This window comes from Ascidiimonas aurantiaca, from assembly GCF_037646345.1.
Taxonomy (GTDB): Bacteria; Bacteroidota; Bacteroidia; order Flavobacteriales; family Flavobacteriaceae; genus Ascidiimonas; species Ascidiimonas aurantiaca.
In genome coordinates this window covers 1-12,286 of sequence record NZ_JBBEWR010000010.1, presented here as the reverse complement: position 1 = coordinate 12,286, position 12,286 = coordinate 1, and the positions used below count along the sequence as shown (strand labels likewise).

Annotated in this window: 12 protein-coding genes; 9 read left to right on the top strand and 3 right to left on the bottom strand. The window is 35.3% G+C overall.

Annotated features, from left to right (window positions below; translation table 11 throughout):
• Positions 1-42: 42 nt before the first annotated feature.
• Positions 43-1,473, top strand: a complete 1,431-nt coding sequence (locus WAO84_RS10990) for a hypothetical protein (protein WP_340065771.1) — start codon at positions 43-45, stop codon at positions 1,471-1,473.
• Positions 1,474-1,520: 47 nt separating this feature from the next.
• Here WAO84_RS10990 and WAO84_RS10985 read toward each other — a convergent pair whose 3' ends face one another.
• Both WAO84_RS10985 and WAO84_RS10980 read right to left on the bottom strand, forming a co-directional pair.
• Positions 1,521-1,694: a hypothetical protein gene (locus tag WAO84_RS10985; RefSeq protein ID WP_340065770.1), complete on the bottom strand. Its 174-nt coding sequence runs from the start codon at positions 1,692-1,694 to the stop codon at positions 1,521-1,523.
• A 45-nt stretch (positions 1,695-1,739) separates the two neighbouring features.
• Positions 1,740-1,901 (bottom strand): hypothetical protein, encoded by a 162-nt coding sequence (locus WAO84_RS10980; protein WP_340065769.1) that lies wholly within the window; start codon positions 1,899-1,901, stop codon positions 1,740-1,742.
• A 514-nt stretch (positions 1,902-2,415) separates the two neighbouring features.
• Here WAO84_RS10980 and WAO84_RS10975 point away from each other — a divergent pair.
• From WAO84_RS10975 to WAO84_RS10955, 5 genes are all read left to right on the top strand, one after another.
• Positions 2,416-3,357, top strand: a complete 942-nt coding sequence (locus tag WAO84_RS10975) for a hypothetical protein (RefSeq protein WP_340065768.1) — start codon at positions 2,416-2,418, stop codon at positions 3,355-3,357.
• A 33-nt stretch (positions 3,358-3,390) separates the two neighbouring features.
• Positions 3,391-3,972, top strand: coding sequence for a Crp/Fnr family transcriptional regulator (locus tag WAO84_RS10970; RefSeq protein WP_340065767.1), 582 nt, complete (start codon positions 3,391-3,393; stop codon positions 3,970-3,972).
• A gap of 64 nt (positions 3,973-4,036) precedes the next feature.
• Positions 4,037-4,660: an FMN-dependent NADH-azoreductase gene (locus tag WAO84_RS10965; protein WP_340065765.1), complete on the top strand. Its 624-nt coding sequence runs from the start codon at positions 4,037-4,039 to the stop codon at positions 4,658-4,660.
• Positions 4,661-4,852: 192 nt separating this feature from the next.
• Positions 4,853-5,704: a hypothetical protein gene (locus WAO84_RS10960; protein WP_340065763.1), complete on the top strand. Its 852-nt coding sequence runs from the start codon at positions 4,853-4,855 to the stop codon at positions 5,702-5,704.
• An 819-nt stretch (positions 5,705-6,523) separates the two neighbouring features.
• Positions 6,524-8,059, top strand: coding sequence for a YifB family Mg chelatase-like AAA ATPase (locus tag WAO84_RS10955; RefSeq protein WP_340065761.1), 1,536 nt, complete (start codon positions 6,524-6,526; stop codon positions 8,057-8,059).
• Between the two features lie 57 nt (positions 8,060-8,116).
• On the opposite strand, the gene xerA is transcribed toward WAO84_RS10955, so the two are convergent.
• Complete coding sequence (gene xerA / locus WAO84_RS10950; RefSeq protein ID WP_340065760.1) at positions 8,117-8,962, bottom strand: site-specific tyrosine recombinase/integron integrase; 846 nt, start codon at positions 8,960-8,962, stop codon at positions 8,117-8,119.
• 177 nt (positions 8,963-9,139) lie between these two features.
• Between xerA and WAO84_RS10945 the strand changes: the two genes are divergently transcribed.
• The 3 genes from WAO84_RS10945 (at position 9,140) to WAO84_RS10935 (ending at position 12,105) form a co-directional block, all read left to right on the top strand.
• The gene (locus WAO84_RS10945; protein ID WP_340065759.1) at positions 9,140-9,451 is read left to right on the top strand and encodes a hypothetical protein; all 312 of its coding nucleotides are present in this window, start codon (positions 9,140-9,142) and stop codon (positions 9,449-9,451) included.
• Positions 9,452-9,455: 4 nt separating this feature from the next.
• A complete protein-coding gene (locus WAO84_RS10940) occupies positions 9,456-9,776 on the top strand; it encodes a hypothetical protein (protein ID WP_340065758.1) in 321 nt (106 codons plus the stop codon).
• 208 nt (positions 9,777-9,984) lie between these two features.
• Positions 9,985-12,105 carry a right-handed parallel beta-helix repeat-containing protein gene (locus tag WAO84_RS10935; protein ID WP_340065757.1) on the top strand — a complete coding sequence of 707 codons (2,121 nt, stop codon included), beginning with the start codon at positions 9,985-9,987 and terminating at the stop codon, positions 12,103-12,105.
• Positions 12,106-12,286: the final 181 nt, after the last annotated feature.

Sequence of the window (12,286 nt, the reverse complement as noted above, 5' to 3'; positions counted from 1 at the left end):
ACAAATATTCTTTATTTTATAGTAGTCTAAAACCTACTTAAAATGAAAAGAATAATTATCATTGTTATTGCAGCTTGTGTAATAGCCTGCAAAGGTAAAAAAGAAGAAGCCTATCTGGCCGTAAATCATGCGGCGCCTCCCTGTTTTGCTCCTGATAAAATACACTTTTGTCCTGATCAGACCAATACTTTTTGTCCGCAACTCCCGAACAGCGTTTTCAATATTAACAGTGAAGACGGCAATTTTATGAATGGTTATACATCCGTTTTGAGCCCTGAGTTCCAGCCTTCGTTTGATATGTTCTCATGGCAGAGTTTTGTAGCGCTTAACTGGCCGGCAGATGCCGGAGGGGCTCCCGTTGGTTCTTTTACAGATACGCCCGGAGCACTTCGCGTTTGGGAACATTACACCGATGTGAACAGCATCTTTGAATCCAATACAGAGGCTCTAAGAGCCGCCGCAGATAAAGCCAATGGCGATAGTGCCCGTTTTTTCTACCTAGACTCTAAAGCTCCCAACGTAGCAAGCGGGGCCTCCGATTTTTTAGAGGCAGACGGGCACCCGATCATAGACAGAAACGGGAACTTTGCCGTTTTTGAGCAAAGGATCAATCCCGAAGAAGAAGCATTTATTACCGGTAACGGGTTGACTACCAAAGCAGGTATCAAAGCCTATTACGATGCTAATGACCGCTCTTTTCAAATGCCCATAAGTTCAGATAGCACACCGGGTGCTATGGAGATAAAAGCTACCTGGCGAATACTAGACACGGCCAGGGGTGATGACCTTTCGCGATATTATCACCAAAAATCAATTATCTATGTTTCGGCAGATAACAGCGCTACAGGAAAAGCATTTACCGTAGAAGCTACCCTGGGGCTAGTAGGGATACATATAATTAGAAAAATAAGTCAGTTTGACGAATGGATCTGGAGCACATTTGAGCATATAGATAATGTACCCGATAATGTACAACAAGCCCAGACAGATCAGGAAACCCAATGGTCCTTTTATAACCCAGATTGCCTGAACTGTAAACCCAATACGCCTCCCACTCATGTGGCAGGAGATACCGTAAACGGCAAAGTCATGTATCGCTGGAGTGACAGTGCTCCTTACGCCTCAAGGTATTTACAATCAGTACCCGGCGAAAAAGGAAGTGATTTTGGCACCCAGGTAATGCGCACGTATCCCATATACTTTTGTACCGAACAGGTGAATGAGGTATGGAGGGCAAAGCTTATGGAAATGAATTCTGTTTTTGCCAACTACCGGCTTATAGGGAGTCAGTGGAACAAAGTAGATGGGCCTTACACTGCTCCGGATGCCCCTTTCTTTCTGGGAAATACGGTAGCAGAAACCTATTTTCAGAAAACCTCTTCCTGTATCGAATGTCATCGCGGCGCCAGGGTTATTTATCAAAACGACACCATTAAAACAGACTTTAGCTTCATTTTTAACGGCGCCAGATAGTATAAAAAATAAAAAAGCAGGTACCCGTACCTGCTTTTAAACATATTTTAGAAGCAACCCTGCCCCGGAGGTGCACAGGTACCTACCAGTCCTCCGGTAATAGTATCACAGGGTCGTTCAACTGACCAGCGATTACTACCTCCGTAGAGATGATCGGTTTTTAGTTTTGATACCTGTACTTTTTTCAAAGAAAGGGCACATTTTACATCTTGTTTTTTCATGATCTTTAACATTGTGATTTTAATAGGAAATTAACGCTCCCTGCATTACAGACATGCAACTCCGGGAGGAGGACACGAATTTAAAGCTCCGTTAGTAGGACAAAAAAGAGTATCGGGAAATTGCCCGCCTTTTATCGTTTCAACATCAAGATGGGATACTACATCTTTTTTAAGGGCTAGTTTTTTGTTAAGACATGCTTTTTTCATAAGCTTTTATTAATAGTTCATTGCCTACAGTTAAAAAGGTCTTCAGCTTTACCTTATATTTTTTGTAAGATAAAAAAATTTAAGCAATATTTTTATTTCCTGTTATTTTTTGTAAGAATTTAACATGCTAATACGTAATAACCGGTATTCATACCATTTTTTTGACAGGTTATCAATTTCCTTTAGAATATTCCCGATACCGCCCATGAATAATGATAAAGCTGCCAGCGCTCCCAAAATGAGATCACCGGCGGGGTATGGTTTGGTTTGATACAAACCATATAACACTTCGGGTATGTGCCAAATATGTAACCGCGCCAACACAAAACCTTAGGTGCGTTTTCCTACACCAAGCCTATATTACACATACATACACCTATATCTTTTATTCTTAATTTGCCAGGTTGAAAATTCTTTTGATGTACTTTAAAAAAAGTATATTTGAAAGAAAAGTAAATGCAATAAAATACGTTTAAAGATAAGTTAACAGAAATAGTAACGATCACGAATACTTATGAGAAATATTAGATCTCTTTTTTTTATTTTTTTTTCAACTTTACTTGTTAATTGCGGGGCAGACGATGATGTTTCTACTCAGGAATTTCAAGAAACTCTAAATGTAAGAGTAGGTACTTCAGACTTTTATATTGGTGAGGGTGAGGATGATCATTTAATAACCGGAAATACTAATTGTAATAAGATCTTTATTCATACACTTTTAAAAAACGAAGAAAAAGAATATAGATTAAGCTTTGAATTATTAAAAAATGGTGAATTAAAAAAAGTAGAATGTTGGGAGGCATCCGAGAATTTAACCCCCTTTAAATTATATCTAACTCCCAATTTTAAACCTGCATCCTCCGTAGAAATTACTAACTTCTCTTATGCCCCGGCCACTAATGACATTCGTTTTGGTTTTGAGGGTACTTTATATTTAGAGAATGAAGTTAACACCTCAAAGACAAAAGAGATCAGCGGTTTTATTGAATTAAATTCATTCAGATCAATAGACTGCGCATTAACGTACTTGCAGAGTATAGAGTATAATAGCAGTAGTTTTAAATTTAATTCAATTTATACCAGTCGAATGGAATATCCAGAGACTTTATTGACAGATTATCAGTTTGTATCGAACAATGGCTATATTCTAAATTTAATTTCTGAGAATGATCTATGGGAAATGCCAATTGGAACCTATAATTTTGACATGACCTCTTCCATTAATAAAGTTACCCTTAAAGAATATAAAGGAAGTTTATTAGCCACACAAGCAGGGTTATATAATGAAGAAGATTGGGAATTATTAGATGTCTCAGGACATTTCACAATAGACAATAAAGAAGAATCAGGAATAGAAAGAAAAACTTCAGGTAAGATAAATGTAAATGTTTCTTTACATGACCAGTTATTATTCAATATTTCAGATATGGAATACCATACAACAAGTTATAAATAATAAAACTTCTTCAAACCGCTGGTAACCATTTAAATGAAAGCATCTTTGATCAAATCCATTTCAAAACACCTTCAATTAAATGTAGAGGAAGAAAATTTAATTAAAACGTTTTGGACTGAGAAAATACTCGAAAAAGGAGATTATCTGTTGAGAAACGGAGAAACTTGCCGAACCGATAATTTTGTAGTTAACGGAGCATTAAAGGTTTTTTGTATAAATTCGGAAACAGGAAAAGAGGAGATCCTGTATTTTGCAATTGAGAATTGGTGGGCAACAGATATTGAGAGCTTTCAAAAACAGAAGCCTTCAATTTACAATATTCAGGCAATTGAAAAGACAGAATTACTGCAGATACACTACGATCATTTTCAAGAAATGCTACGGCAAATCCCAAAGCTTGAACATTTTTTTAGGATCATCCTTGAAAATTATCTGGGAAGCCTTCAAAGAAGAATAATAGCTAACAAGGTGTTTGATGCCGAACAGCGTTATTTGGATTTTATGGAAAATTATTCAAGTATTGCAGACAAAGTACCCAATTACCTAATTGCTTCATATTTAGGAATTACTCCCGAATTCTTGAGCCGAATCCGAAAAAAAAACGAAGAACCTTAAACTACATCAATTTTTTACACTTTTCTGATTCAGAACTTTGTTTCATAATTAAAAATCAAAAAATATGAACAAAGTATTAATTATCAACGCTAGTGTAAGAAATGAAAGATCGTACAGCCGAAAACTAACACAACTTTTTGAAGAAACCTGGAAAAACAAACATCCAAACGACATTTTTACGTACCGGGAAGTTGGATTGGAAGAAATTCCGGCTATTGATCAAAAATGGATTGCAAGTGCGTTCATCAAACCGGAACACAGAACAAAAAAAAATCAATCAGGCGTTAGATTTAGTGACCAATTGGTCAAAGAGTTTAAAGAACATAACATATACGTTATTGGAACACCTATGTACAATTGGTCTATTCCCAGTGGATTAAAATCTTATATTGATCAACTCATGAGAATTAATGAAACCTGGAAATTTCGTTCAGGGGAGCCCGATGGAGATTATGTGGGACTTCTTAATAACAAGAAAATGTTCATACTTTCAAGTAGAGGAGATACGGGCTATGGAGAAAACGAAAAGAATGAGCATATGAATTTCCAGACAACCTACTTGAAATTCATATTTGGAATTATGGGGATAAAAGATATTTTGACCATTTCATTGGACAATGAAGAATTTGGTGGAGAAATATTTGAGAACTCAAAAAGAAAGATCTTTAGGGAAATAAAACAGATTTAAAAAAACGGTGGTCAACATGGCATACAGGCAAAAGCGGTTTGTGTTTTGACTCGAACCGTTTTTAATTCAGATAAAGTGTCTTGTAAATCAAAAAGTAGTTGTATTTATACCGCTACTGCTTATACACAAGCCCCTTATGGTTCATTTGTCAGGACTGTTATAATATGACAAAAATCTGGACGTTAAATGTTTATGAAAAAACATCAATATTCATTTTTTGTTCTGATACTTATCGCTTTGGTGTCTTGTAATAAAGATGAAAATGATACAGAAAGAACATTGACCGAAAACTTCATATTTCAGGACGGATTTGAAACTGAAAATAATTTTTTAGATGAACTTTTTCCTTCAAATGGTTCAAGATGGTCAACCATACAGCAAACCAATCCTTCAAACGCTACTAACGAAATTTCGATTATTAATAGTGAATTTTCAGAAGGGCAAAATGCCATTCGTTTTTTTGCATACCGATCAGATTCTCAATTATCAAAAATAGACATCGAGAAAAACGGATTAAATATAAAAGAAGGAGATAAGGTAACAATAAAAGCTGATTTCTATATAAATAGTAATGAATCATTAGAGAACCTCTTACTAATTGACCTGGAGTGCTGTTCTTGCTGGGACCCGGGTGTTGGCGATAATTTTGGTTCTGAAAATCAATGTCCGGGAGTCAGGCTCATTATGTCCGGAGGTAATGATTATCTATCCATAGAAAGAGGGAAAATATCAGCAGCAACACTACAACAAACCAATTTTTCTTTTCCAAGAAAGCAGTGGGTCTCAGTTGAATGGGAAATGACCATGTCAGCTAATGAAAATGGATTAAACAGATTACTTATTAACGGAACCCAAGTTTTGAATGAGCCTGGTATGAATATGCCAAATGCCGATATTTTTAGAGATGTCTTTCTAAATGAAGGGATTAACTTTACTTTACAGGAGCCCACTTTTTACGAACGCGTACAAATTGGAGCAACAGCAAATCCTACTGCCGGCAATATCGAATTGTTTGTTGATAATTTTTCAATTGAAGTAGAATAAAAATACGCTATACCCAAGAGCTGAGTAAAAAAATAAGTTCTTTTAATGCTACCAGCCATTATGTAACCTGATAGTTGTAATTATTCTGACACTTGAAAAAACCTTTAAACGCATTGTACCCGATAAGTTTTTTTAAAGTTGCACAATAATACTGGTATTAGCATTTTTCTGCATCAATCCTCATTAATATTTTGTTGTATTATTTTCTGGTAACTATTAGAATCTCTTATAGTCTCTTTTACTAAAAGTAAGGCAGAAAAATGTTTCTACAGAATTCTGTAGAAACATTCAGAGAAGCAATGTACAGTGGTTCTTTGTCTTAGTATTTGTATGATCCATATCTTAAAGACAGGTTACTACTCCTAATGCTTCCTTTTTTCTTTGTTTTTTGATCCCTTTATCAATTCATATACAAAACAAAGTTAACCCTTTTAGCAGGAAAGCATATGATACTGTCGGAGAGTTAATCTATTGCAGTAAAATTGTTTTCGTGATCATTAAGTTTTACAGACACTACCTTGAAACCAATATAAAAAAAGGTATAAGCATAGATAGGAATTGTCTCTTTAACTAGACCTAAATACAAGGTATTCGTGATGACGTGATAAACAGGACGACATGTCTTAATTTCCATATATCTTGATTGCAGCAACATCATTTTGAAGCATTTGGTATAATGTGACCAATATATAGTAGTAATAAGTAGCAAGTGTTTTTAAACAAAAGCGACTGCTATTTTAAATGTTAAAAATCGTTATTCAAAATAGTATATTTCCTGTTAATTATGATGGCTTTAGTACATTTGTCAAAAAACAACCTATGCTTACAAAAGTTTACGGGAGTGCCGTTTTTGGAATAGATGCTACCACGGTTACCGTAGAAGTAAATATTAATAAAGGCATTGGCTACCACCTGGTAGGTTTGCCTGATAACGCTATAAAAGAAAGCAATTACCGGATTGCTGCTGCTTTACAGAATAACGGTTTTAAAATTCCCGGAAAAAAGATCACTATTAACATGGCCCCTGCCGATATGCGTAAGGAGGGTTCTGCTTATGACCTTACCGTGGCTATAGGCATACTGGCAGCTTCCGGGCAGATACAGGCACCAGAACTGGATCGCTATATCATAATGGGAGAATTATCACTGGATGGCGGGTTACAGCCTATAAAAGGCGCCTTACCTATTGCCATTCAGGCCAGAGAAGAAGGTTTCAAAGGGTTCATATTACCTAAAGTCAATGCCAGGGAGGCAGCCATTGTTAGTGATCTGGAGGTATATGGGGTAGAAACCATAAAAGAGGTTATAGCCTATTTTAATGAGCAGAGTTCTTTAACTCCTACCATAATTAATACCCGGGAAGAGTTTTCCAAAAGCCTGGATTTTCCTGAGCATGATTTTGCTGATGTAAAAGGGCAGGAGAGTATAAAGAGATGTATGGAAATTGCGGCAGCCGGCGGACACAACATTATTCTTATTGGCCCACCGGGCGCAGGAAAGACTATGCTGGCCAAGCGCCTGCCCAGTATATTACCCCCTATGACCTTACAGGAAGCACTGGAAACTACCAAAATACACAGTGTGGCAGGGCGTATTCAACATACCGGACTCATGAGTGCCCGGCCTTTTCGGAGTCCGCATCACACCATTTCCGATGTTGCGCTGGTAGGAGGGGGGGCGTACCCGCAACCCGGCGAGATCTCCCTGGCACACAACGGCGTGCTTTTTCTGGATGAGCTCCCGGAGTTTAAGAGAAGTGTTCTGGAAGTAATGCGGCAGCCTCTTGAAGACCGGGAAGTTACTATAAGCCGGGCACGGTTTACCATTACCTATCCGTCAAGTTTTATGCTGGTAGCCAGTATGAACCCCAGCCCCGGAGGGTATTTTAATGATCCCGATGCTCCGGTTACCAATTCTCCCCAGGAGATGCAGCGGTATTTAAGCCGTATCTCAGGCCCCTTACTAGACCGTATTGATATTCATATAGAAGTAACCCCCGTTCCTTTTGAAAAACTTTCCGATACCCGAAACGGAGAACCCAGTAAAGTGATCCGGGAGCGCGTCATACGGGCCAGAGCTTTCCAAACCGATCGTTTTAAACACCTGGCCAATGTGCATTATAATGCCCAGATGACTACCCGGCAAATACGTACCTATTGTCACCTGCAAGAAGCTTCTTTACTACTCCTTAAAAATGCTATGGAAAAGCTTAATCTGTCTGCAAGAGCCTATGATCGTATTTTAAAAGTAGCCCGTACCATAGCCGATCTGGATGCTTCTCCCACCGTAGAGGGAACTCATATAGCCGAAGCTATTCAGTACCGGAGTCTGGACCGCGAAGGCTGGTTGGGATAGATCACATTTAGAATTGAGCGCCATTTTATAGCCCGAATACTTAACCTATCATAAGAATTACAAATTCAAATGCTCTATAGGGCTCATAAATTTGGATTTAACGATATGGGGAATATGTGTGTAAATTTCCGTTGTTTTAATTGAGTTATGTCCGAGTAATTCTTTTACAAAACGGATATCTACACCACTTTCTACCAAATGAGTTGCATAACTATGGCGAAGCATATGCGGGGTAACCGTTTTTGTTATTTTAGCTTTAAGGGCATACTTTTTAATGAGATTTTGAATGCTTTTTGCAGAATAAAAGGGTTTATTCTGTCCTTCAAACAAAAAGTCTTTAGGTCTGTACCTTTTGTAATACGTCCTTAAATCAGCAAGAACCGTTTTAGGCAGTTTTACAGTTCGGTCTTTATTACCTTTAGCCATGTTAATATGTAAGAGCATCTTATTTGAATTAATATCACTTATTCTAAGTTCCAGTAACTCTCCAACCCGTAATCCGCAACCATATAGAAGTTTTATAATGCATTGGTGTTTTATATTTTCGCAAACAGCGATCAATCTCACCACTTCATTTCTTGTTAAATATTTTGGTAAAGGTTTTTGTTTCCGTTTTGGGTATAAATAGTTGAGATCTAATTTTCTGGAATGGAACAGCTCATAATATTTGGCAATAGCGCTTAGAATTTGCTTTTGATAGGCACTACTTATATTCTCTGTTTTTTGCAGATGGGACAGGAAATTTTCAATATTTTTTTCTTTTACTTTTTCTAAGTGAGATCTTTCAAAGGCTGTTAAAAATTTTGCTAAAGCATTTGTGTATGATTTTATAGAAGATGTGGCATAACGTTGTAAAGAAAGTTTTTGTTGAAATTCAGGCAATATTTTTCTGGTTAATGACATAACATTCGCTTTACAAAAATAATTATTGTAATAAATATAATTAAACTATTTGAATTACAACGATTTACCTGTTTAGTAGTATTTAGATAACCGCCATAATTAAAATAAGAATAACCGCAATGCTTATATTTGGGTGTTGTACACAATTAAAGACGAGCATTTCGCTGAATAGAAAAATTGAAAGAATTATCAAAAGATATTGTTGAAGAAATGAAAATCCGATTTGATTCGGACCTCGATACTGCAAATAAAATTTTGACAGATTATTTGACTAAATATGACTATTTGAATTCGGACAGAATTATTCGCTGTGTAATTTTTTTAGCTAATAACGGAATTGAAAGTTTTAAATCATTTTTGGAATCTGCAAAAGGCGACCCAAGAGATGTAATGTGGTGGGCGGAATATGAAAATAGAGAATCTTTGGATAACAATAAAAGAGTTCGTGATTTCAGTAAGACCTTTTCAGAAAATAATATTAAAGGCTGAATTTATGAATAAAGGAGATTGGGAAAAGCTTTACGAAATATTAAACAATTGCTATTGTAATTTTAGAACTGATTACCATAACAGTAAAAATGGTAAAAACAAAAAAATTATAGAACGAGCTTCTTATAATGTTGATAACGAAATAAGTTTAGCAATTAGATGGATTGAAAAATATCCTGAATCATTTGATTTAATGACTGGTGAAAATGCAACTGAATATGACAAAGCTATTGTTTGGGATAAATTTATTAGACCAAATTGGTTTAATGTTGATATGCCAACATTTCTTGAACGAATTAAAGTAAAAATAGAATCAATTGAATAAAAATAACTGTGTACAACAATGGCTATAAGTAATGGCGCCGTTCTCGCCTACTTTGGAAATTCCTCAGGAATTTCCAACTCGGTGCGTATCTGCCTACCGGCAGGCAGGCTTGCAAAGTTAAATACTAAACCACCTGCCTCGCGGCAAGGCGGGCGTAACTGCCCATAGCCGAGACCGTTACAAGCAATACTAATAACTAAAATATTTAATGAAAAAAACAATTCTAGGCACGCTAATTATTATGTTTGCTTTTTTAGCTTCCTGCGAAAAAGATTTTGAACTAATTGAAAAAAACTCAAATAGTTTTCTAAGTAATAAATCCTCTAATTCAAATTGTACTGGTGACTATTTAGTTTCAAATGGGGCTGATTCGAAAAATATCTTTCTAAGTTATCTTGATGAAATAGAGCAAGCAAGAGTTCAAGGAGATATGACTTCAAAAATTATTTGTATTGCCAATGATGTTGAAATTGTATTTGATCAAAATGACATAGTATCAGGAGAATTTTTTAACATTCCTCAAGGTGTTACTATAAAAAGTAATGGTGCTAGATTCGTTTCTTTTTTTAAAGAGAATAGTTTTTCTTTTTCCATTATAGAAAACAATGACATAACTATCGATGGCATTACTTTTATAGCTCCACTATCTAGCACAGCTTTTCAAAGAGGAATACAAATTATTGGAAACAATCAAAACCCCTTGCAAAATATTTTAATACAAAATTGCAAAATTCAGGGATTTAATCAAGTTGGAATTTTTGTGAAAAATGCTTTCAACATTAAAGTACAAAATTGTTACATTCATCATAATTTTGGAGTAGGTTCTGTAATTGGCTATGGATATGGTGTTTCTGTTGCTGATGGTGGAAATGTTGAAATTATAAATAACCGTTTTTTATTTAATAGACACGCCATTGCTTCTTCAAATATAACATCTAATTCACATTATGAAGCAAGAGGTAATATTGTTTTGGCTGAATATGACAATGATCCTATTATCAAACAATATATTGATCAAAATATATCACTGGATAATTTAAAAACAACTCATCATTTTGATGCTCACGGTACAGGGAACGGTGGACAAGGTGGATCTACCGGGACATTTATAATTGAAGACAATGTCTTTTATAATAATAGAAACTTCACCTCAAACAATAACAAAATCATTTCTATAAGGGGAATTCCAAGAGAGTGCTCATATGTTAGAAATAATATTTTTCCAAATGGTAATGGATTTGATAACCTGAAACAATCATCTGGAGATAATTCATTAATAATTACAAATTGTTCTAATAATCAATTCAAAAATATTATTGTAGAAGCAAATACGGCAAATAATGAACCATCTGCTAGGGTAATCAAAAACTTAATAGTTATTAGAGAAAATGGAGACTTAATTAATTATCCTACTCTAGATGACTTAAAAGGTGATGGGATTCTTGTTGGAAATGGTTTTTATCTGGCTATTTATTCTGACTATTTAGTTGGTAATTGGACAGGAAATGGAACATCTGATTTGATAGTTAGAAATACTCAAGGGGAATTGCGTGCACTTAAATTTAACGGGAGTACTTTTTATGGTCAAACTATTAATGGTGAAAGCTTTCCAATTGTCGCTCACGGTTTTTCGGAAACCTCTTATACAGATTATTTAGTTGGTAATTGGACAGGAAATGGAACATCTGATTTGATAGTTAGAAATACTCAAGGGGAATTGCGTGCACTTAAATTTAACGGGAGTACTTTTTATGGTCAAACTATTAATGGTGAAAGCTTTCCAATTGTCGCTCACGGTTTTTCGGAAACCTCTTATACAGATTATTTAGTTGGTAATTGGACAGGAAATGGAACATCTGATTTGATAGTTAGAAATACTCAAGGGGAATTGCGTGCACTTAAATTTAATGGGAGTACTTTTTATGGTCAAACAATTAATGATGAAAGCTTTCCAGTTGTTGCAAACGGAATAAATGAATTGTATTCTACGTTTTTTGTAGCGGATTGGACAAATGATAATATTAGCGATTTGCTTATGATAAATCTAAGTGGTGATATTTTTATCAACAAATTCAATGGAACCACTTTTTATGGTCAAACAATTAATGGAAAATCAAACCCTGTTAAAGTTTTCGATGGGAGTTTATACAAAGATTATTACATTGGAGATTTCACAGGAGATCAATATCCAGATTTATTGACAATTGATAATTTTAATAATGTTTTCTTATTAAAATATAATCCGTCCTTAGCTGAATTTGAAACACCAAACTTGATTACAACCAATTTCGAATATTCAAAAATTTTAATTGGTGATTGGAACAATTAAAAAAAGCTTGTAACATTATATAACAAAACATAGTTGCCCTTTGGGACAACAACGTTTGTTATATCTACCATTGTAGCACATTTAAAATGACAAAAAATGAAAGAAATTACGGAAGAGGTGAAGCCTTACCCTTTTTAGGACAATGCTAAATTCATAAAAATATCTTTATCGTTGACCGTTT